The following is a 21,784-nucleotide window of genomic DNA, read 5'->3' on the forward strand; positions in this document are numbered from 1 at the left end:
ACGCCGCGTGAAGGTCATCAACGCGGCGTGCTCTACCTATGAAAAGAGTTCCAAGAAGAACCCTCCCCCTTTTTATTAGGAACGTGGTAGATGGTTCATAGGATCTACCGGCTTGTTATCCTTACGCAGCTCAAAATGCAGCTGAGGCTGTGTCACAGACCCCGTCGCACCAGCCATGGCAATAGTCTGTCCACGGCGTACGGCATCACCACGGCGCACCTTCAGCTCTTTGTTGTGCGCATAAGCCGAAACCCAGCCATTATCATGGCGGATCAGCACCAGATTTCCAAAGCCTTTCAGCTCATTACCGGCGTAAACGATGGTTCCGTCTTCCGCAGCTTTAATGTCTGTTCCTGATGGAACTGCCAGATTAATGCCGTCGTTTTTAGACCCACCCGGCTTCACGCCAAAGTCAGAGATAATCCGCCCACGCACCGGCCAGCGGAACGTCGCTTCATCTGCCACAGCAACCTTAGGAGCCTTCGCTGTCGCAACTGGCTGCACAGGCGCTGGCTTGGAAACTTCTGTCGGCTGCAAACGGACAACATCCGTCTCAGCTTCAGAGATAACCGGAACAATCGGTTTTTGCGGCTTCTGAACACTTGCGGTGTGAACTGGGGTCGGCGCAAGAGAATTGGCAAGCGTGCGCTGTGTCGCAACCGGAGCGGTCACGCGTTGCGGGTTCAACCCTGCCAAAGCGATTCTCTTTGGCTTCGGCACAGCTTGTGTCGCTGTGACACTGGCAACCGATGCCGGACGCTGTGCAACATTAGCCCTGGGTTTACTCTTTGGCACAGCTGAAACGCGCAGAGGAGCAACGCTGCGCGCCGCCTGCCCAGTAACAGGCACACCATAAGATGGCTGAACAGTCGCAGACTGCGGAGCAACAATCGGCGTCAAAGACTGACTGCGATAGGTCGTTGGCTGTTGCTGTGCACGATAGACCTGAGAAGGTGCAGACTGCTGAATTGGCTGAAGCGAAGACGCAGGCACAGCTGCTGCTGGTGCACGCCTTTGCGCCGGATAAGCTGCTGGAGGTGCATCACTGTAAACAGGACGCGATCGTTCTCCCACATTACCCGGAGGAAGCAACGCAGCCGCAATCTTGGTCGCAAACACATCACGAGACTGCCTGGAAGCAGAGCCATTGGCATTCAAAGGCGCAACATACTGCGAAGGAATGGAGGCCGTCGTCTGAGGCTGCTGATTATTGGACGGCAACACACGAGCGCTGGCTTTCGGCAAGCGGTTCGGTTTACGAACCATCTTCACCGGAATAACAACGGAATCACCTGGCTGCAGCGCAGAACTCACAGTCACGCGATTGGCATGAAGAATTTCGTTCGCCGGCACACGGTATTGCCAGGCAAGACTATCAACATTCTCGTTGGCTTTCAGCGTGACAACGCGGCCACCAACAGCTGTCCACCCAAGCGTGCCATCATTCGGCGCTTTGGCAAGTGCTGCAGGAACCCGAGCGCTCGCGCGCGTGCGCTGACTCACCGGAGCAGGTTGTTTAGAAAATGTCGGCTGCCATGTCTGCTGCGGATACCCGCGCGATTGCGCAGATCCGGTCACAATAGGAGCATTGCTTGATGTTGGCGCAGGCAACAAGACACCGCGCTGAACAACAGATTTCGTGCTTGATGATGGAAGTCCGGGCGTCACCACAACGGCAGTTCGAGCCGGAGACGTTGGTTCATCAACATATTCAGACTTGCCAAACCGGTCTACATTGCCACTACAACCAGCGAGACCTGCTGACAGCAAAAACAAGGCTACACCGCGCCGCAATCTGGCTTTCTCACGGGAATGAAACTGCATATCCGCCCTACCCAATACAAATAAAAGGCTAACTGGCGTAAGTTTACTGACAACAGAGTTGATAAAGACTTAATTAAAGCCTCATTCCCCTACAGTTTCGCAGCTATTCCCGGTGTGAGAGAAAGATAGCGGAAACCACCAAGGTCAGTCTCATCAAGACCGCGGCCACCTTTGTCATACTGAATCAGGCGGCAAATACCGCTTTCATGCTTGATTGGCGCCAACAAACGCCCCCCGGGCGCTAGGCGGTCAAACAAGAAACCCGGCACTCGGTCCAGTGCACCATTTAAAATAATGCGGTCAAACGGGCCGCCATCGTCCTCTTCATCAACAGGCGCCACAAGACCATCCGCATGAATCACGTCGACATTGTTGATCTTGCAGGACCGAAGCCGCTCACGCGCCAGATCAGCCAGTGTCCGGTAGCGCTCCAGCGAGACGATGCGATCACAGATTTTAGAAAGAACCGCGCACTGATACCCGGAACCACTGCCAATCTCCAGCAGGGAATGATCCGGCTTCATTTGCAGGAAATCAGCAACCTTCCCAATCAAGGATGGCTGTGTACTCATCTGCCCGCAATCAATTGGAAATGCACGGTCTTCGAAGGCCAGAAATTGCTGGCTGGCTGACAGAAATATTCTACGTGGGATAGCTTCAAGAGCCCCCAGAACCTCAAGGTTCCGCACGCCCTCAGATCGCAGCTTCATCACCCATGCCGCTTGCTTGGCAAGGTTCTCATCAAAGCGACCATCTTCATCAGCAAACAGACTGTCTTCCATTTTAAAACACTCCGTCTATCTGCAGTGCGAAGCTTGCTGGCAAACCAGCAAACTCAAAAGAACGCACCTTCAAAGGTCCACCTCGGCCCTTTGAAGAATACGCACATATAACCTCAGAACCTGACGCGAACCCGAAGGACCTCAGTAGGTTCTCATCATATCAGGACTTTTCGAGCGTCTTTTCCAACTGCCCCATCAACTCATCAGCTGTCAGGTTCAAATGCAAAGGCGTGACCGAAATATAGCCTTCTTTCAAAGCGCTGATGTCAGTCCCTTCACGCGCATTGGGTACGCGATTTTGGAAAGCAAGCCAGTGATACGGATTACCACGGCCATCCTTGCGGCTTTCAATGTAGAGCGAACCCGCATCGCGCTTGCCCTGACGTACAACCTTAACACCTTTAACCATGTCAGGCGCGTCTTTAGGGAAGTTCACGTTCAGCAGCGTGTCAGATGGCAAATTGAACTCCAGCAAGCTGCGGATCACACCAACAGCATGCGCTTCAGCGGTGTCGTAGCTTGGGCCAAACTCAGAACCAAATGCATAAGCCTGAGAAAGCGCGATGGAACGAACGCCCATCAAAGTGCCTTCCATAGCCGCAGCAATGGTGCCGGAATAAGTCACATCATCTGCAATGTTCGCACCCCGGTTGATACCGGAAAGAACCAGATCAGGTGGTGTATCCATGATGGAACGAACCGCCATGATCACACAATCCGTTGGTGTACCGCGAACAGCAAAGTGACGGCTGTCAATTTCACGAACGCGCAAAGGATCATTCAAAGACAGGGAGTGCGCCACACCGCTCTGGTCGGTTTCAGGCGCAACAACCCAAACATCATCTGAAATCTGCCGCGCAATGCGCTCCAAAACCTCAAGACCCTCAGCGTGGATCCCGTCATCGTTGGTTAGTAAGATACGCATATCGCAGCAATTCCTCATATAAGTCGCGCAGTACAGCAGAAGAACGCAACCGCCCTTCTGCTGAAAATACGCTTACATCAATTATTAAGCGCCAATGACTTCAAGGCCATTCATGTATGGGCGAAGAACCTCAGGAACCGTAATTGTTCCGTCTGCATTCTGATAGTTTTCCATCACTGCGATCAGGCAGCGCCCAACAGCAAGACCAGAGCCGTTCAGAGTATGAACAAACTTCAGAGCCTTCTCGCCTTCCACGCGGTAGCGTGCATTCATGCGACGGCCCTGGAAGTCACCACAAACAGAACAGGAAGAAATCTCGCGATAAGCATCCTGACCTGGCAGCCAAACTTCAATATCGTAGGTTTTACGAGCACCAAAGCCCATATCACCAACACACAGTGTGACAACACGGTAGTGCAAGCCAAGCAGCTTCAGAACCTTTTCAGCAGACTCACGCATCCGCTCCAACTCTTCCAGAGAGCTGTTCTCATCCGTGATAGAAACAAGCTCACACTTCTGGAACTGATGCTGACGCAGCATGCCAGCCGTATCACGACCAGCAGACCCAGCTTCAGACCGGAAACAATAGGTCAGAGCAGTCATACGCAGTGGCAGGTCTGCCTCAGCAAGCGTCTCACCAGCAACCACATTCGTCAGCGGAACTTCTGCTGTTGGAATAAGCCAATGATCATTTGTCGTACGGAACAGGTCTTCAGCAAACTTCGGCAGCTGGCTCGTACCGTAAAGCGCGTTATCACGCACCAACAGTGGTGGAGAAACTTCGGTGTAGCCGTTTTCCTGCGTGTGCAGATCAATCATGAACTGACCAATCGCACGCTCCAGACGCGCAATCTGACCTTTCAGCAATACAAAACGGGAGCCAGACATTTTAGCAGCGGTTTCAAAGTCCATGCCGCCAAGTTGCTCACCCAGCTCGTAATGTTCTTTCTGCTCAAAGTTGTTACGCGGCTTTTCGCCATGCGTGTGCAGCAAAACGTTGTCAGCCTCATCCGCGCCAAGCGGAACATCCTCATGAGGAATATTGGGGATAACAGCCAAAGCATCCTCAAGCGCAGCGTTCAGCTTGCGCTGTTCCTCTTCGCCGTTCTGGATAAAGCTTTTAATTTCGGCAACTTCAGCCTTCAGGGCCTCTGCTTTTTCCTTGTCGCCCTGGCCCATGGCCATGCCGATTTCTTTGGATGCGGAGTTACGGCGCTGCTGCGCCTCCTGAAGCTTGGTGGTGTGGGAACGGCGCGCATCGTCCAGTTCAACGAGCAGCGCAGCGCGTGGCTCTTGGCCGCGTTTAGCGAGAGCTGTATCAAAGCTCTCCTGATTTTCACGAATCCACTTGATATCAAGCATAACTTAGTAACCCCGGCAGGTTTGCCTTCAAATAACCCGCCGGGAAACTCGTAAATCAGGGTGGAAGTGAGACTAGGCCTCTTCTTCCGCTTCCTTCTCTTTACGTTTCTTCTCGACGAGCCTTACACAATAGATGGAGACTTCGTAGAGAAGCAGAGTAGGAAGTGCAAGACCGATCTGCGAAATCGGATCAGGAGGTGTTAAAATTGCCGCAGCTGCAAACGCAGCAACCACAGCATATTTCCGCTTACCCTTCAAAGACTCAGAGGTCACAAGACCCGCGCGTCCCATAAGCGTCAAAACAACCGGAAGCTGAAAAACCAGACCGAACGCGAAGATCAGAACCATCACGAAGCTCAGGTACTCACTCACACGCGGAAGCATCTCAATGGACGCTTGCCCGTCCATGCCCATCTGCTGCATGGCAAGGAAGAAGCCCATCGCCATTGGCAGCACAAGGTAATAAACCAGCGACCCACCAATCACGAACAAAATAGGTGTCGCGACCAGATACGGAATAAAGGCACTGCGCTCGTGCTTATAAAGCCCGGGCGCCATAAACATGTAAATCTGACTGGCAAGAACCGGGAAGGCAATAAACAGCGCTCCAAACAAGGCCAGCTTCATCTGGGTGAAGAACCATTCGTGCGGTGCGGTGTAGATCAGCTTGACTTCAATACTTTCCCCGGCCGCTGCCGAAAACGGCTCGATCAGGAAGTTGAAGATGTCATTTGAGAAGTAAAAGCAAACCGCAAAGGCAATAGCGATCGCAATCACCGACTTCATCAGGCGGGAACGCAATTCGATCAGGTGCTCAATCAGTGGCGCACGCGAATCTTCAATTTCGTTATCACTCATAAAATAGCCGCCCTAGCTTTCATCTTTGCTGGAAGGAGTGCTTGCGGCACTTTCTTTTGCTTTTTGCGTGGAAGCCAGCTCAGCTGAAGAAACAACTTTCTGCGTCGGAACCTCTGCTTTCACAGGCGCAGCTTCTGGCGCACTGTCCGGTTTACTCTCCGAAGAGCCCTCACCGTTCAGCGAGCTTTTCACATCGCTCTCCGCAGTTTTCATGCTGTCCTGAAGCTTCTTCTTCTCGTCCGCCAATGTCTTTTTCAAGTCATCAAGTGGATTGAAGTTTTGTGCGGCATCAGCCTGCTTCCGCATTTCATCAATGCCGGTCTGCTTCTCCGCTTCTTTGACAGCGTCATTCAAACTAGACTGAAACTCGCCAGCCATACGCCGCACACTGCCGATTGTGCGCCCGATTGTGCGCAACATGCCCGGCAGTTCTTTGGGGCCAACCACCAAAATGGCAACCACAGCAACAAGCAGCAGCTCTGTCCATGCGATATCGAACATAAAGAAGCCGTTTCGTTAGTGTCTCAATGACAGCCCGTTACCAGGCTCTCATCATAGACATGTCGTGCCGCAAACGGCACATTCACTAGGGAAAGGCGTAGATCACAAACTCTAAGCCAGAAAACGCCGACTTTCCCTAGGTAATTTACACAGACTACCTTAAAGGAGACTTAGTCCTTTTTCGCGGTGTCTTCAGTTTTTTCCTGCGCATTCACGGTGTCACCCGGCGCATGGTCGATCACTTTAGGATCTTCTTCTTTTTCTTTTGCTTCCGCAGCATCATCATTCAGCCCCTTTTTGAAGCTGTTGATGCCCTTTGCAACATCGCCCATCAGCTCGGAAATCTTTCCGCGACCAAACAGCAGAACTACGACAACCGCGATGATGACAATTTGCCAAATACCAATTGAGCCCATCAACCAAACTCCTTAAGAACCCTGAACTGTGTTTTGAGAGACACTACATCCCCCAGATACTAATAGGTAGTATCCAGAAGAATTACCCACTATGATTTACTGACGTCTCTCGCCCAAAAACCAAAACATTCTCTGCATTTATACACAAGTCTATGACATTTTCTGGGTAGAATTGTAATACATCCCTCGTACGAATACGTAGAAGACGCTCAATTCCATCAACTTGTACGTCCAGAAGATCTGTCTCACCTGCCATTGCGCGAGAAATTACTCTGCCTTTGAACTGCCCCTCACCATGGCATACCTTTAAGTGATGTGGTCTTACACATAAGGTCGCATGAGCCCCTTCTTCAAGGCCATTAGAGGAAAATTTCCCGATAGGCGTGACCACACGGCCACCAACAACTTTTCCGGGTATCTCATTGAGATCGGAAAAGAATTTAGCGGCAAACAAACTATTCGGGCGGAAGTAGATATCCTCTGGCGTCGCCAGCTGTACCACCTCCCCATTACGCATCAGCGCAATCCGGTCACCCACGCGCAAGGCTTCTTCAGGATCATGGGTCACCACAACCGCTGTCGCACCTTGCATTTTGATCATATCCAGCGTCTGCGTGCGCACATCATCACGCAAGCGACTGTCCAGTCCTGAAAATGGCTCATCCATCAACAAAGTATGAGGCCGCGGTGCCATTGCACGCGCCAGCGCAGCACGTTGCTGCTCACCTCCAGACAATCCATGCGGATAATCATCCAGATACTGACCAAGACCAACCATGTGCAGCGCATCACGCGCACGGCGCTCGGCCACTTCAGAAGACAGGTCAGAAAGACCAAACTTCACATTCTCAAGAATCGTTAGATGCGGAAACAGCGCATAGTCCTGGAACATAAGCCCCACACCGCGCTTTTCCGGCGGCAGAAAAGTCCGCTCATCGGCAACCACAGAACCATTGATCCGGACGCTTCCCTGCTGCTGACGCACAACACCAGCTGCAATACGCAGCACCGTTGTCTTTCCGCAACCAGAATGCCCTAGCAAACACAGCACTTCTCCGCTTTTCAATGAAAGCGAAACACCGCGAACCGCAGGTAAGTCCCCATAATGATGGTAGATATTGTCAAACACCAGCCGTTCTGATGCTGCAACCTTCCCTGGCTCCATTCGTCCCTCATAAAACTTGCAAGGCGGCGAACACAACATCGCGCCCCTTGCATGTGTTTATTTTTCTCCGGCGTCTTCTTCAAGTGCGCCAGTTGCAAACATTTCACTTTCTTCCAGAGGATCTTCATCTTCTGTCAGATCAATACTGTCATCCGGTGCTGGCACATGGAAGCTGGCGGGGATCGCACTATCAAGCAGCCCTGCCCCTTTCAGCTCTTCCAGTCCCGGCAAATCCTTGATGTTCTCAAGACCAAAATGGTCAAGAAAATCAAAGCTCGTTCCATAAGTTACAGGACGCCCCGGTGTTCTGCGTCGACCACGCATACGGACCCAGCCCGTTTCCAGCAGCACATCAAGCGTACCCTTAGATGTAGAAACGCCGCGAATATCTTCAATCTCCGCGCGGGTCACAGGTTGGTGAAAGGCGATAATAGCTAATGTTTCCAGTGCAGCTCGCGACAAACGCCGTTGCTCCACTGCTTCCCGGTGCAAAATAAACGACAGATCTTCAGCAGTACGGAACGACCAGCGATCCTCGGCAGACCGCAGCTGCACGCCACGCTTGCGATAATGAGCACGTAAGCGATTGAGTGCGCCGCGAATATCCCGATCACCGGGAATACGCTTTGTAAGCTCGGTAAAACTGAGAGGCTCCGCACTGGCAAAGATCAAAGCTTCAACCATGCGCTCCGTTTCTAAAAGCTCCCCGGCATCCGCAACTTCAATCGCCTCATCTTGTGAGACTGTGTCGAGCAGGTCTGGCGTTTTACTCATGACAACTCAACCTCTTTTTCCTGAAGCTCTTCAGCAGGCTCACCCGCACCAATCTCTTCCGGCGTCCGCTGTGAGGCACGCACATAGATCGTCTCGAACGGCCCGGACTGCTGAATATCGATCACGCCTTCACGCACCAGCTCCAGACTGGCCGAAAACGCAGAAGCCATAGCCGTCGCCCGCTCCTGCGGATCTTCCAGATAAGCCGTCAAAAACCGCTCAATCGGCGTCCATACTGCGACCTGCCCCACAAGACGGGTCAGAATATCGCGCGCATCCTGAAGCGACCAAACCTCACGCCGTTTCACATGCACGGACGTCACCGAGTGGCGCTGGCGCTGAGAGGCATACGCCATCAGCAAATCATAAAGCGTGGCAGTCCAGACACTGCGCCGTTCCACCGACACCGTTTCAGGAGCACCACGCGCAAACAAATCCCGTCCCAGACGCGACCGGTTCATCAGCTTTGCAGAAGCATCCCGCATAGCTTCTAATCGTTGCAGACGAAACGCCAGCGCTGCTGCCAGCTCTTCACCCGTCGGCTCATCGCTGTCTTTTTGCTGCGGTATGAGCAAACGGGATTTCAGATAAGCCAACCACGCCGCCATCACCAGATAATCTGCAGCCAGCTCCAGCCGCAAACGGCGCGCTTCCTTTACAAACTCAAGATACTGCTCTGTCAGCGCGAGAATGGAGATCTTGGTGATATCAACCTTCTGGCTGCGGGCCAGTGTGAGCAGAACATCAAGCGGGCCTTCAAACCCGTCCACATCCACAAGCAGGTTCGGGTCGCCAGTCGCGGGCTGCTCCACAGCCGCCGCGCCTGCCAACGCTTCCTCTAACTGCTCTGTGGCCTCAACGTCGCTCAAGCATCAATCCCTTTAAAGCGTATCCCCGAAGAGCATGACCTGCACTCCGGTAAAAAGACACCCTCTCAAACTTTCGCACACAGCTCATCAAACTCCGCGCGCAGTGCTGTTTCATCCCCATCAAACACCTGGGTATTTCGCTGCATAGCCGCCTCGATGCGCTCAGCACGTTTTCCATCTATCTCCGGCACAGCCGAAGCAACCGTCTTCATCTCATCCAGCTCGCCATTGCAATGCAGAACAAGATCACACCCCGCCGCAACAATTTTCTCAACCCGGCTCTTCAGATCACCACCAAGCGCTTTCATGGAGATGTCATCACTGATCAGGACGCCATCAAAACCAATCGCTTCCCGGATAACTTTCTGAATAGCATAGGAAGATTGCGTAACAGGATGATCTCCATCAATCTCTTTAAAGACGATGTGAGCTGTCATCCCCATCGGGCAATCCCGCAAGGATTTGAACGGCAAAAAGTCTCGCGCTTCAAGCTCCTCAAGAGGGCTTGTCACTTCAGGCAAGGAAAGATGACTATCAACCAGCGCTCGGCCATGGCCCGGCATATGCTTCATAACCGGCATCACACCAGCAGCAAGACAGCCATCCATCGCAGCGCGGCCCAGATCACTCACAAGCACCGCATCAGAACCATAAGCCCGCAGACCAATAATGTTGCTCGCACCTTCAATGGGCATATCAAGACACGGAATACAGTTGGCGTTCAACCCAAGATCACGCAGATCCAGCCCAATCAGCAAGGCATGCAAATAAGCAGCTCGTTTCGCCGCCTCAACGTCCTGCGCATAAAGCCGACCGATGGTCCCAGCCGCTGGATAGACTGGCACATGCGGCGCACCAAAGCGCTGCACACGCCCGCCTTCCTGATCAATAAAAGCAGGCGCATCCGCACGGCCAACAGCTTCGCGAAAATCAGCGCAAAGTCGGCGGATCTGCGCCGGCGTTTCCATGTTTCTAGCAAAAAGGATCAGACCAAACGGCTGTTGGTCGCGAAAAAAGGCTTTGTCCTCAGCGCTAAGCTCAGGTCCAAGGCATCCGGAAATGAACGATTTTAAAAACATGAGTAAAGCTGGTAGCTTGACGCTGGTACGGCGTCAAGCTCCAAAGCGTAGTCCCTGAAAAGGGAAAGCGTATTTAGTTGCGGCGAACGTAACAGTCACCACCAGCAGATTTAAACTCACCACAGAAGGTGTTTGCACTGGTCGGACCATCAAACGGAACCTGAATGCGGTAGTAAATGCCTTTGTCGCCAAGATCAGCACGCGTAATCACCGGTGTCACCAAAGCCATCAGGTTTGGATAGCGGCTGTTGTAGCGGCGGATCTGACCACGAGCATCCTCAACAGTGCGCACAGAAGCCACCTGCACAATGTAAGTCCCACCTGGAATCTCACCAACAACACCTTCGGTAGGTGTCGGAGTTGGAGCAATTGCCTGCGGGTTTACAGCAGCTGTTTGCGTATTCTGGTTTCCAGTCAGGTTCAGCGGTGCGTTGCTGGCACGAGACGTTGGCTGCGGCTGCAGCGGCGTCAGTGTGTTGGAGCGAACAGTACCGCTGCCTGTATTGGCAGACGCCACAACAAACGGCTTGGACTGAGGCACAACACTCACACCCAGAAGCGTATTACGCGTCTCGGTCCGCGTTGCCACCGGAGCATTCGCAAACGCATCCTGCAAGCTGGTGGTTGTTGGTACAGCTGCAGCCTGCTGGTTTGCACTCTGGGTTTCACCCGGAAGTGGATCCCACTGCCCAGACGTCGCCGCTGGTGTGGTGCTACCCGTATTCTGCGGATTGCTGTTGCGCACAGTGCTGCTTGTGACAACACGAGGCTGTGCAGACACATTGGCTTCCGTACCAGCCCGCTGAACGATGGTCCCGTCAGGACGAACAATAACGGTCCGCACCTTCTTCGTCGGGTTCACATCAAACACGCTGGACTTTGCAGTATCCGTTTCGCTGGATGCTGGCGGCAATGGTGTAACAGCTGCATCTTCACGCTGAATCATCTTCTCGCCAGTGACTGGCTGAGACGCTTCCTCCGGAGAAAAGACTTTTGCTGTGTCGTTCTTAGGCTGCGCAGAAGGAGATGGAACCTCCTTCATTGGAGAGGCATCAGCTCGAATAATCGGTGGCGGAGTAGCATCTCCACCTGTTCCACCGAAGTCGAACAGGAACAGACCGGCACCGCCAACCACAACAATACCGCCAATGAGCGAAGCAGCCATCAGGCCTTTGCGCATACCGCCACTGCGGTTCTCTTCTGCTTCAATCGGAACATCAACAGAAACCCGTGGCACAGCTTGCGGAAGAACACCGCCATCAAGGCTCGGATCTTCTTTGCGCATAGCCTGCGCCACAGCATCAAGATCATATCCGCCAGGAGGAGGAGATTGCTCTTCACCAGGCTTTTTCGCTGCGTTCATTGCCTCTTGATGAGCAGCTTCCGTCTGCGCCAGCTTTTCAGCAGCAGCAGGCCAGGACATTTCATCCAAAGACGTATCGTTGGCAACGCTTTCGTCCAGCTGCCAGGCATCATCACCTTCAACGGCAAATGGATCGATTTCCTGAGCAACCTGTTCAAAACCGGCACTCATGCGCTCAAATTCATTCAGCTCAGCAGCAACTTCAGGGCCGATTTCAACTTCCGGCTCTGGTTCTGGCTGCGGCTCCTGCGCAATTTCATCTGCAAAGATGTCATCAACGCTCGCCTCAATGTCCTGCGCAACATTTCGCACAGGCTGAGGCGCAACAGGTTCAGCAACAACGCTTGGCTGCGCTTCCTCGTCAAGACTGAACTCAGCCAACAAAGCTTCTTCAAGATGCTTGGCAGGAATAACCGTTTCCTGTGCAGACACTTCAGGAGCGCTGATGTGCTCCCCTTCAAGCTCAGCACCGGTGTCCATCGCAAACGCTGTCATATCCGGTTCAAATGAAACAGGGTCAGCAGCAGGTGCCACATCATCATGCGTGCCGCGCAACTGAGGTGCGGCAGGAGCTTCTTCAATCGCAGACGTTGGTGTCGGTGCAGGCTGAACAGGCTTGGCAGCTGCTGCTGCAGTTGCACGTTCTGCAGCACGCTCGGCGCGCCAGCTGTCATAATCGCTCTGGGAAAGCTCATCCAGAGCTCTCGGCGAAGCAGACGCCACATTTTGTACAGGCGCAGCAGGCTCGGCAACGCGCGGTGTTTCAACCGCACGTGGAGCATCCGCTGTGCGGCGTTCAAGACGCTCACGCAAAGTCTGCTCAGGGCGTACATCCCGTGCACCAACAGCATCTAGCGTCGGTGTCGCACGGCTCACGGACCGCTGAGGACGAGACGTCTGCTCACGCTCCACCTGAGACTGATTGAGAGAAGCCACAAGGCTCTCTTCAAGATCGCGCGAAAGAATATCATCCATTTCCGGCTCTGCAGTCACATCAGCAGCAGTCACAGACTGGCGCACAGGTGCAGGCGTAGGAACTGGCTTTGCTTCAGGCACAGCCGCCGCTTTTGGAACCGGTGGAAGGTCACTGACATAGTCAACAGCCTCACTCGGCGCACCAGCAGACAATGCAGCAGCGCTCAAATCCGCAAACGGATCAGCATGTGCAGGTGACGCGGAGTTTTTTGGAGATGCAAAAACAGCATCCAGAGCCGCAAATGAATCTTGAGTTGATGCAGGCTCATTCACTTCAGCTGCACCCACTGAATAATCATCGGCCAACGTGGCGTCCTGAGAGCCATGCTGTGGAGCATGATCGGCAGTTACACTGCGCTCATCAGTCTTTGGAAACAGCGGACGGTCAGAGACTTCGCTTTCTACGCGAGAACTAGGACGGTACTGAGCAGCGCTCTCCCCGACAATTCTGGCAAGTTCTACGAGCGGATCTTGATCGCCTGCCCACTGTTGCGGTTCATCGCCTGCCGTTTGCCTAGCAGAAACCTCACCCGGACCCGGATACTTGGAGCGATTGGTCATTGCAGCGGTGTTTTCCCTTAAATAAGAGGCTCGCAATCCCCACCGCGAACCTCCAGTACTCTATCAACTATGCTCAGGCGCTAGCGCATTTCATTTGGTGCTGTGACACCCAAAACATTGAGGCCAGAAGCTATTACCTGTGAAACTGCGTAAACTAACGCGAGTCGAGCTTTGGTTAATTCTGGCGTTTTATCATTAATAAAGCGTAATTGCGGCTTTTCCTTGCCTCGAGACCAGTGGCTGTGAAGCGCATTGGCCAGCTCATAAAGATAGAACGCGATGCGATGCGGCTCGTGATTTTCTGAGGCTCCGTCTACAATTCGAGGCCATTGAGCCATCTTCGCGATCAGTGCCAGCTCACCCTCATCTTCAAGTTGTGCAAAATCTGCAGACTGCAACTCTTCAGCTGTGTTGGAGAACCAATTCAGCTCTCCGGCAGCCTGTCGCAGCACAGAATGACACCGAGCGTGACCGTACTGAACATAAAACACTGGATTGTCTTTTGACTGCTCTTTCACCTTGTCAAAATCGAAGTCCAGCTGCGCATCGTTCTTACGATAGAGCATCATAAAGCGTACCGCATCTACGCCCACTTCATCAACCACATCGCGAAGGGTGATGAAATTACCAGAGCGCTTGGACATTTTGAACTCAGCACCGCCCTTAAAGAGCTTCACAAGCTGACACAGACGCACAATCACATCCACATCACCGCCGGAGATCGCATTGCCGATTGCTTCCAGACGCTTCACATAGCCGCCATGGTCCGCACCAAGCACAAAGATGATCTCTTTGAACCCGCGCTCGATCTTGTCGCGCATGTAAGCAACGTCAGCGGCAAAGTAGGTGTAGCTGCCATCAGACTTCACCAGCGCACGATCACTGTCATCACCGTAGTTGGAGGAGCGGAACAGGGTCTGCTCACGGTCTTCCCAGTCATCAGGCACTTCGCCTTTTGGTGGTGGCAAAGTCCCAGTGTAAACCAGATCGCGCTGACGTAGAGCATCCAGCGTCAAATCAATAGCATTCCCCTGACCGTGCATGGTCTTTTCAGAAAAAAACACGTCGTGCTTCACGTTCAAAGCACTCAGGTCTTCACGGATCAGATCCATCATCTTGTCAACGGCATAGCCCTTGAGCAAAGCATGGCGCTCGCCCTCGCCCATATCCTTCAGGCGCTCACCATATTCCTCTGCCAGCGCTTTGCCGACGGGAATAAGGTATTCGCCCGGATAATAGCCCTCAGGGATCTGCCCAATGTCTTTACCCAGTGCTTCGCGGTAACGCAGAAAGGCGGACTTCGCCAGAGTATCAATCTGGGAGCCAGCATCGTTGATCACGTATTCACGGGTCACATCATAACCGGCAAACTGCAACAGGCTTGCCAGCGCATCACCCACAACAGCACCACGTGTATGGCCCACATGCATCGGTCCGGTCGGGTTCGCGGATACATACTCCACGTTCACCTTCAAACCGGCACCACGGCTGCCACTACCAAACGCATTGCCTTTGGCAACAACATCTGCCAGCACGCGTTCCCATATAGCTTTGTTTACGCGGATGTTGATGAAGCCTGGTCCGGCAATATCAACAGCATCAACTTCACTGTCGGCACGCAGGCCTTCTGCAATCTTTTCGGCAAGATCACGCGGCTTCATCTTCAGCTGTTTAGCCAACACCATGGCAGCGTTGGTCGCCAGATCGCCATGAGCAGCATCCCGAGGAGGTTCAACAGTCACTCGTCGCAGATCCAGCTCCGGCGCGTCAGCAGCAAGGTCGAGACCCTTGACTACACTGTTTACCCTTTCGGCGAAGTCTGCAAAGATGTTCATTTTTAATAGCCTAGTTTGACAGCTCACAGGGTTTTGCGAAGCCGCAGCCCCACATAAACTCCATGAATTAATAGTGTTTGAATTGGCGCATTACCCCAGTTCTGGGGTATCGTCAAATAATCGTCGGTGTTCGTCTATGGCATAACGGTCTGTCATACCTGCAATGAAGTCACAAACCCTGCGGGCCTTCACATCATCACCCTCGCCTTTCAGTCCCGTACCCCATGGTTCTGGCATTCTTTCCGGTGCCTTAAAGTAGGCATGGAATAAATCCCGCACCACTTTGGAAACCTTCCTGCGAACCGCCAGAACACTTTCGTGCCGGTACAGATTGGCAAACAAAAATTCTTTCAACTCGCGCTCTTCTCGCGCCATTTCAGTTGAAAAGGCAATAACAGGACCATTTGCATCACGAATATCCCCGCATTTCTTGGGAGAAACCTGATTAATTCGCGAAATACTCTCCGCAATCACGTCCTCTACCATGCCGGTGATACATCTGCGCCCAATCTCATGAATACGCCGCGCATCCTCAAGACCGGGATATTTCCCATCCACCTCGTCTAAAATACGCTTCAGATACGGCACCACTTTCATGGCCTCAAAGCTAAGCAACCCAGCCCGCAGTCCGTCATCCAGATCATGCGCGTCATAAGCAATATCATCTGCAATCGCTGCCACCTGCGCTTCTGCACTCGGCCACGACCACAGCAGCAAATCCTGATGCTTGGCATATTCGCTCACAGCAAACGGCAGATGTTTGCCTTCAAGCTTGCCACAAGGCGCACCGGATCGATCCGTCAGCGGTCCATTGTGCTTCACAAGCCCTTCCAGCGTTTCCCACGCCAGATTGAGGCCATCAAACTCCGCATACCGGCGTTCAAGGTCCGTCACAATGCGTAGGGACTGGGCATTGTGGTCAAACCCGCCATAGTCCGCCATGCATTCATGCATCACGTCCTCGCCCTCATGCCCAAACGGAGTGTGTCCAAGATCATGCGCCAGCGCCAGACACTCGGCCAGATCCTCATCCAGCCGCAGCGCACGCGCCAGCGAGCGTGCAATCTGGGAGACCTCAATAGTGTGCGTCAGGCGTGTGCGGAAGTGATCGCCCTCATGGTACACAAAGACCTGCGTCTTGTGCTTGAGGCGGCGGAAAGCTGCACTATGAATAATACGATCACGATCGCGCTGAAACGGCGTGCGTGTCGGGCTTTCCGGTTCTGGAAAAAGTCGGCCACGGCTGACTTCCGGATCAACAGCATACTCCGCCCGTGGCTGAGCACCGTATCCTAACGTCTTGACCATTCTTTATCCCCCACCCCTTACAATCAGAAAATGCCCAGGTCATTCCCTGCGATTTTCGTATCACAGCAATGACATAACAGATGTAAAAGCCCTGTAAACAACCGCTTTCCCAAGCCAAATGTAATTTAGCAATAAAATACTATGGAAATTACCATGGAGACCACCTAAATTATAAGGCAAAGCGCATTCCCGAAAAGTGGCTACCGGTTTTCGGATAAGAATACGCAGATAAATAATCTTTAAAGCTGTTTAAGCAGCCCAAACCAAAAGCAAACAGCTTTAAAGAAAGTACGCAAGCCGAAACAAGACTGAGCTTATGACCCAGACCCCTGAAAATACCGTCGGCTTGACCGACAAGGCCGCAAAACGCGTCGCCCAGATACTGGAAACAGAAACCAATGGCAGCATGCTCCGCATTTCTGTCGAAGGTGGCGGCTGCTCCGGTTTTCAATACAAGTATGACATCGTAAAAGAACAGGAAGATGACGACCTCGTCCTCGCCAAACTCGGCGCAACGGTTCTCATCGACAGAATCTCCCTGCAATATATGGCAGGCTCGCAAATTGATTTCGTAACAGATCTCATGGGCCAGTCCTTCCAGATCTCAAATCCTCAAGCCGCCGCAGGCTGCGGATGCGGCACAAGCTTCTCCATCTAAGATAAGCTAGTCGCACATCAGGGGAATAAGTTAAAAAGCGGGCGTGAATGCATCCCAAAGCAACCACGCCCTACCAGCCTCAAAGCCCCGCCCCATAAGAACGCAACTTTCCCGCATTCCTTTCAAACCAACGCACATTTCAACGCAAAACAGTTATCCTCGTTCCGCGTAGAACTTGTTCCCTTCCACGCAAACACCCTCAGAGAAGCCTCATGCTGTCCTTTCAAAACGCGCACAAATTGGTTGTTAATGCACTCCTGAGTATTGGCGTGCTGCAGATCGCAACATCAATCATAGCGAACTGGCATTTTGGCGTCTTTGCTTACACCGCTGATCAGTTTGTGACCCAGTCATCCGTCCTTGTGAGTTCATTTGCAATCGGCGGACAACTCATTGCGCTGGCCTTTATCCTTGAGTACCTCAAAAGGCTTTTGGATCAGAAAGCCAAGTAAAGCGGCCTCAGGATTACCCGATAACGCCCGACAAGGCCTCATCCACACACACTTGACCTGCCTGCCTTGCCCTCCTCGGACACCGTGCTAGAACAAATCAAGACACATATAGACCAAGCAGCCAGAGCGACTGCTGCAAATGCATTGATGCGCAGAGCTCTGACCTCACTGCTTTCTCGAAGGGAAACCCGATGAAAATCGCAAGCTGGAACATTAATGGCGTCAAAGCGCGGTTAGAAACGGTTCTCAAATGGCTCGAAGAAGAACAGCCGGACGTCGCCTGTTTTCAGGAAATTAAATCGGTTGATGAGAACTTCCCACGCGCTCCGTTTGAGGAGCTGGGATACAATCTGGAAACCCACGGCCAAAAAGGTTTCAACGGCGTCGCAATCCTCTCCAAACGCCCGTTTGAGGAGGTTAATCGCCGTTTGCCGGGTGAAGATGAAGACGAGCAAGCCCGCTATATCGAGGCCGTTATCGCCGGCGACAACGAGCCGATCCGCGTGGGCTGCCTTTACCTGCCAAACGGCAATCCGGTAGAGACCGAAAAGTTTCCATATAAGCTGCGCTGGATGGATCGCCTTCACAAGCACGCAGTTAAGCAGCTGGAAAAGGAAGAAGCCTTCCTGCTGGTTGGCGATTACAACGTCATTCCTGAGCCGGAAGACGCAAAGAAGCCAGAGGCTTGGGTTGGTGATGCCCTTTTCCGCCCGGAAAGTCGCCAGCGTTTCCGCGCCCTGCTCAACCTCGGCTTCACCGAAGCCGTCCGCGCCACTAACGGCAATGCGGGAACCTACACCTTCTGGGATTATCAGGCAGGCGCATGGCAGCGCGACAACGGCATCCGTATTGACCACCTGTTGCTCTCACCAGAAGCCGCCCGCATCATGCAGGGCGTTGGCATCGACAAACACGTCCGCGGCTGGGAAAAACCATCAGACCACGTCCCGGTCTGGGTTGAACTTTCCGCTTAAATACCGCGCTCGTTTTGAGCGTACCCTCCAAAAGTTCTGGTGGCGACCGCGCCACCAGCCCTCCTTATTTTTTCCATCCAAAACAAATAAACAGAAGTCTGGGAGGACATCTGATGGCTTGGCAACCAGCTGAAAATCGCTATGACACCATGAAGTACAACCGCTGCGGGAAGAGTGGCCTCAAGCTACCTTCCATTTCCCTCGGTCTCTGGCACAACTTCGGTGAAACCACCCCACATCAAACCAAACGCGAAATGTGCCGCACAGCGTTCGATCTGGGCATCACCCACTTCGACCTTGCCAACAACTACGGCCCGCCTCCAGGCAGTGCGGAAACCGCCTTTGGTGAGATCCTGCGCACCGACTTTGCCGGATACCGCGACGAGCTCGTCATCTCTTCCAAAGCAGGTTATGACATGTGGCCGGGACCTTATGGCGAATGGGGCAGCCGCAAATACCTCATGGCCAGCTGCGATCAGTCCTTGAAGCGCATGGGGCTGGACTACGTCGACATCTTTTATTCCCACCGCTTCGATCCGGACACACCACTGGAAGAGACCATGATGGCCCTCGACCAGATCGTCCGTCAGGGCAAAGCGCTCTACGTGGGCATCTCCTCCTACAACTCCAAACGCACCAGGGAAGCAGCGAAAATTCTGAAGGAACTGGGCACCCCATGCCTGATCCATCAGCCAAGCTATTCCATGCTCAACCGCTGGGTGGAAGAGGACGGCCTGCTCGACACGCTGGAAGAAGAAGGCATCGGCTCCATCGTCTTTTCCCCTCTGGCGCAAGGCATGCTGACCAACAAATACCTGGGCGGCGTTCCACAGGACAGCCGCGCGGGCAAACACGTCGGCTCTTTCCAGGAAAGCTTCCTCAACGAGACCACGCTGACCCACATTCGCTCGCTGAACGAGATTGCCGAGAACCGTGGGCAGACACTGGCCCAGATGGCTCTGGCTTGGGTCTTGCGCAAAGGCCGCGTCACCTCAGCTCTGATCGGCGCAAGCCGCAAGGAGCAGGTGATCGACTGCGCAGCCACCATCAACAATCTGGAGTTCACAGAGGACGAACTGACCGCCATCGATCAGTACGCCACAGAAGCCAACATCAACCTCTGGGCCCAATCCTCCGAACGCGAAGGCCCATCCCGCCCCGCGAAGAACTAGTAAAAGCCTACAAAGACAAATGGAGTGCGGACGTCAGGTTCGCACTCCAGATGAGAGGTCGAGGAAATTCCTTTAAGACCGCGGATCCAGCCCCTTCTCTTCAAAATACGCGATTGCTGTGTTCAGGCCGTTCAGGGCGGCGGGTACGCCTGCATAGACCGCCATTTGCCAGATGACTTCAAGGATCTCGGAGGGGCGTGCTCCTGAGTTCAGCGTGTGCTCAATATTCATGACAAGTTGCGGCCCTGTATGGCCGCCCATCGCTGTCAAAGCCGCAATGCTGCACAACTGCCGGGTCTTCAGGTCAACCCCTTCCCGGCCATAATGCTTATCGTAGGCCCAGTCCACCACACTCTCAGACATACCGGGCACCGCAGCATCATATTTATCAGCAAGCTTCTTCTTCAGTTCGGGATTTAAAATACTCAGGACTTTCTCCGCATTCATAAGCCAGTCTCCTCAAGCCATAAACAACCGCCAGTCAGACTTGCCTACCTGCCTCCTCTTGAAAATCGGTGTGTTAATCACCGAGAAGTTGAGGTGATTGCCGCAAATACTCGCTTTGCAGCACCTTCAGCCCAGCCTGTACCTTGGGCTGGCCAGACCGCCTAAGAAGCTGAAATTGTAAGAAAAGAGAGGCCCCTTACAAAACCGGCGGCACCTACTGTTTATTCCGTCTCAGATCTGCTAGGCATTTTTACGAGGAACACACTGGACTGCGGAGCCGCTGAATGCTTGAAGACCTTCAAACCCCTTGCCTTTTGCTTGATGAAACCGCAATGCGCCGAAACATCAAAGGCATGGCAGACAGGTTCAAACAGATCGGCGTCCCGCTGCGCCCGCACCTCAAGACAGCCAAATCCATCGATGTCGCCCGGATACTACAAGAGCACGGTGCAGACCGCTGGACCGTCTCCACGCTGAAGGAAGCAGAGTACTTTTCCTCCTTTGGCCTCAAAGATATCCTCTATGCCGTCTCCATCATCCCGCAGAAGATGGAACGCATCATGCACCTCAACCGCGCAGGCGCTCAAATGTCCATCTGTCTGGACAGTACCGAGATGGCAAAACACCTTGCTACCATGACGCTGGATGGCCCAAAGCTCCGCGTCTATCTGGAGGTCGATGTGGACGGTCATCGCACCGGCGTGCAGGCAGATCAAAAGCGCGTGGTAGATGTCGCCAGAATACTTGCAAACGCATCTAACGTTGAGTTCGCCGGCGTGATGGCCCACGGCGGCGGCGTGAGTTATGCAGCAAACGGCAAGCAGGAGCTGGAAGCCGCAGCGGAACAGGAGCGCACAGCAACACTTGCAGTCAAAAGCGCCATTCTGGAAGCAGGCCTGCCCTGCCCGCACGTCAGCATCGGCTCCACACCAACAGCCCTCTTCGGAACATCATTTGATGGAGTTTCTGATGTTCGTGCAGGGGTTTACGTGTTTCAGGATGTGTTTCAGGCCAACCTTGGCATGTGCGCCATGGAAGATGTGGCTGCAACTGTACTCACCAGCATCATCAGCCATGCCCCACACCTCAACCGCATCGTCGTAGATGCTGGCGGATTGGCACTCTCCAAAGACCGCTCCTGCGCAAGCCAAAGCAATGACTGCGGTTTCGGCCTGCTAAGCGATGCAGACGGACACATCGACCCGCTGCTCCACGTGCAAGGTGTCAGCCAGGAGCATGGCTACATCACCACCAGAGACGGAAGCCCTCTTCCCTTCGAATTGTACCCTCTGGGATCACAGCTCCGTGTTCTGCCCAACCATTCTTGCATGACTGTCGCCGCCTATGAGGGGTACCATATGATCGATGGGGACCATGAAGGAGAGTGGTGGCCGCGCTGTAACAGGTGGTAGGTCAACCCGTTCCATCAATTACATCGGTCACATCTCATTGAGCCCTACAGATTGTCGCACTAGGAAATTGAT

20 protein-coding genes are annotated in these 21,784 nt (G+C 53.4%); 5 read left to right on the forward strand and 15 right to left on the reverse strand.

Features of this window, described 5'->3' with window-relative positions:
• Nucleotides 1–75 precede the first annotated feature (75 nt).
• The 14 genes from DHN43_RS22275 to DHN43_RS22340 all read right to left on the reverse strand — a co-directional run bounded on the left by DHN43_RS22275 (nucleotide 76) and on the right by DHN43_RS22340 (nucleotide 16,597).
• Nucleotides 76–1,824, reverse strand: a complete 1,749-nt coding sequence (locus tag DHN43_RS22275) for a M23 family metallopeptidase (RefSeq protein ID WP_108820089.1) — start codon at nucleotides 1,822–1,824, stop codon at nucleotides 76–78.
• An 89-nt stretch (nucleotides 1,825–1,913) separates the two neighbouring features.
• Nucleotides 1,914–2,606, reverse strand: coding sequence for a protein-L-isoaspartate O-methyltransferase family protein (locus DHN43_RS22280; RefSeq protein ID WP_063288812.1), 693 nt, complete (start codon nucleotides 2,604–2,606; stop codon nucleotides 1,914–1,916).
• 160 nt (nucleotides 2,607–2,766) lie between these two features.
• A complete protein-coding gene (gene surE / locus DHN43_RS22285; RefSeq protein ID WP_063296952.1) occupies nucleotides 2,767–3,531 on the reverse strand; it encodes a 5'/3'-nucleotidase SurE in 765 nt (254 codons plus the stop codon).
• A gap of 84 nt (nucleotides 3,532–3,615) precedes the next feature.
• Complete coding sequence (gene serS, locus DHN43_RS22290) at nucleotides 3,616–4,893, reverse strand: serine--tRNA ligase (protein ID WP_063296953.1); 1,278 nt, start codon at nucleotides 4,891–4,893, stop codon at nucleotides 3,616–3,618.
• 72 nt (nucleotides 4,894–4,965) lie between these two features.
• On the reverse strand, nucleotides 4,966–5,751 hold the full coding sequence (gene tatC, locus DHN43_RS22295) for a twin-arginine translocase subunit TatC (protein ID WP_057466252.1): 786 nt from the start codon (nucleotides 5,749–5,751) through the stop codon (nucleotides 4,966–4,968).
• Nucleotides 5,752–5,763: 12 nt separating this feature from the next.
• Nucleotides 5,764–6,252, reverse strand: coding sequence for a Sec-independent protein translocase protein TatB (tatB, locus tag DHN43_RS22300; protein WP_057466251.1), 489 nt, complete (start codon nucleotides 6,250–6,252; stop codon nucleotides 5,764–5,766).
• A 170-nt stretch (nucleotides 6,253–6,422) separates the two neighbouring features.
• Nucleotides 6,423–6,668: a twin-arginine translocase TatA/TatE family subunit gene (locus DHN43_RS22305; RefSeq protein ID WP_057466250.1), complete on the reverse strand. Its 246-nt coding sequence runs from the start codon at nucleotides 6,666–6,668 to the stop codon at nucleotides 6,423–6,425.
• An 82-nt stretch (nucleotides 6,669–6,750) separates the two neighbouring features.
• Nucleotides 6,751–7,833 (reverse strand): ABC transporter ATP-binding protein, encoded by a 1,083-nt coding sequence (locus tag DHN43_RS22310; RefSeq protein WP_108820090.1) that lies wholly within the window; start codon nucleotides 7,831–7,833, stop codon nucleotides 6,751–6,753.
• Nucleotides 7,834–7,890: 57 nt separating this feature from the next.
• Nucleotides 7,891–8,607: an SMC-Scp complex subunit ScpB gene (gene scpB / locus DHN43_RS22315; protein WP_057466248.1), complete on the reverse strand. Its 717-nt coding sequence runs from the start codon at nucleotides 8,605–8,607 to the stop codon at nucleotides 7,891–7,893.
• Nucleotides 8,604–9,476, reverse strand: a complete 873-nt coding sequence (locus DHN43_RS22320; protein WP_108820091.1) for a segregation and condensation protein A — start codon at nucleotides 9,474–9,476, stop codon at nucleotides 8,604–8,606. The genes scpB and DHN43_RS22320 overlap by 4 nt, the downstream gene beginning before the upstream one ends.
• Nucleotides 9,477–9,541: 65 nt before the next feature.
• Nucleotides 9,542–10,555 carry a beta-N-acetylhexosaminidase gene (gene nagZ, locus DHN43_RS22325; RefSeq protein ID WP_108820092.1) on the reverse strand — a complete coding sequence of 338 codons (1,014 nt, stop codon included), beginning with the start codon at nucleotides 10,553–10,555 and terminating at the stop codon, nucleotides 9,542–9,544.
• 73 nt (nucleotides 10,556–10,628) lie between these two features.
• Nucleotides 10,629–13,454 (reverse strand): SPOR domain-containing protein, encoded by a 2,826-nt coding sequence (locus tag DHN43_RS22330; protein ID WP_108820093.1) that lies wholly within the window; start codon nucleotides 13,452–13,454, stop codon nucleotides 10,629–10,631.
• 80 nt (nucleotides 13,455–13,534) lie between these two features.
• A complete protein-coding gene (gene argS, locus DHN43_RS22335; protein WP_108820094.1) occupies nucleotides 13,535–15,289 on the reverse strand; it encodes an arginine--tRNA ligase in 1,755 nt (584 codons plus the stop codon).
• Nucleotides 15,290–15,379: 90 nt separating this feature from the next.
• Entirely contained in the window at nucleotides 15,380–16,597 is a 1,218-nt protein-coding gene (locus tag DHN43_RS22340) for a deoxyguanosinetriphosphate triphosphohydrolase (RefSeq protein ID WP_108820095.1), read from the reverse strand.
• Nucleotides 16,598–16,913: 316 nt separating this feature from the next.
• On the opposite strand from DHN43_RS22340, the gene erpA reads away from it, so the two are divergent.
• The 4 genes from erpA to mgrA all read left to right on the forward strand — a co-directional run bounded on the left by erpA (nucleotide 16,914) and on the right by mgrA (nucleotide 19,853).
• Nucleotides 16,914–17,255 (forward strand): iron-sulfur cluster insertion protein ErpA, encoded by a 342-nt coding sequence (erpA, locus tag DHN43_RS22345; RefSeq protein ID WP_108820096.1) that lies wholly within the window; start codon nucleotides 16,914–16,916, stop codon nucleotides 17,253–17,255.
• Nucleotides 17,256–17,467: 212 nt separating this feature from the next.
• The gene (locus DHN43_RS22350) at nucleotides 17,468–17,707 is read left to right on the forward strand and encodes a hypothetical protein (RefSeq protein ID WP_108820097.1); all 240 of its coding nucleotides are present in this window, start codon (nucleotides 17,468–17,470) and stop codon (nucleotides 17,705–17,707) included.
• A gap of 191 nt (nucleotides 17,708–17,898) precedes the next feature.
• A complete protein-coding gene (gene xth / locus DHN43_RS22355; protein ID WP_108820098.1) occupies nucleotides 17,899–18,681 on the forward strand; it encodes an exodeoxyribonuclease III in 783 nt (260 codons plus the stop codon).
• A gap of 113 nt (nucleotides 18,682–18,794) precedes the next feature.
• On the forward strand, nucleotides 18,795–19,853 hold the full coding sequence (gene mgrA, locus DHN43_RS22360; protein WP_108820099.1) for an L-glyceraldehyde 3-phosphate reductase: 1,059 nt from the start codon (nucleotides 18,795–18,797) through the stop codon (nucleotides 19,851–19,853).
• A gap of 72 nt (nucleotides 19,854–19,925) precedes the next feature.
• Here mgrA and DHN43_RS22365 read toward each other — a convergent pair whose 3' ends face one another.
• Complete coding sequence (locus tag DHN43_RS22365; RefSeq protein ID WP_057466242.1) at nucleotides 19,926–20,300, reverse strand: carboxymuconolactone decarboxylase family protein; 375 nt, start codon at nucleotides 20,298–20,300, stop codon at nucleotides 19,926–19,928.
• A 284-nt stretch (nucleotides 20,301–20,584) separates the two neighbouring features.
• Here DHN43_RS22365 and DHN43_RS22370 point away from each other — a divergent pair, with 284 nt between their 5' ends.
• Nucleotides 20,585–21,712 carry an alanine racemase gene (locus DHN43_RS22370; protein WP_108820100.1) on the forward strand — a complete coding sequence of 376 codons (1,128 nt, stop codon included), beginning with the start codon at nucleotides 20,585–20,587 and terminating at the stop codon, nucleotides 21,710–21,712.
• The last annotated feature ends 72 nt before the right edge of the window (nucleotides 21,713–21,784 follow it).

Source organism: Pseudovibrio sp. Alg231-02 (assembly GCF_900143565.1).
Taxonomy (GTDB): domain Bacteria; phylum Pseudomonadota; class Alphaproteobacteria; order Rhizobiales; family Stappiaceae; genus Pseudovibrio.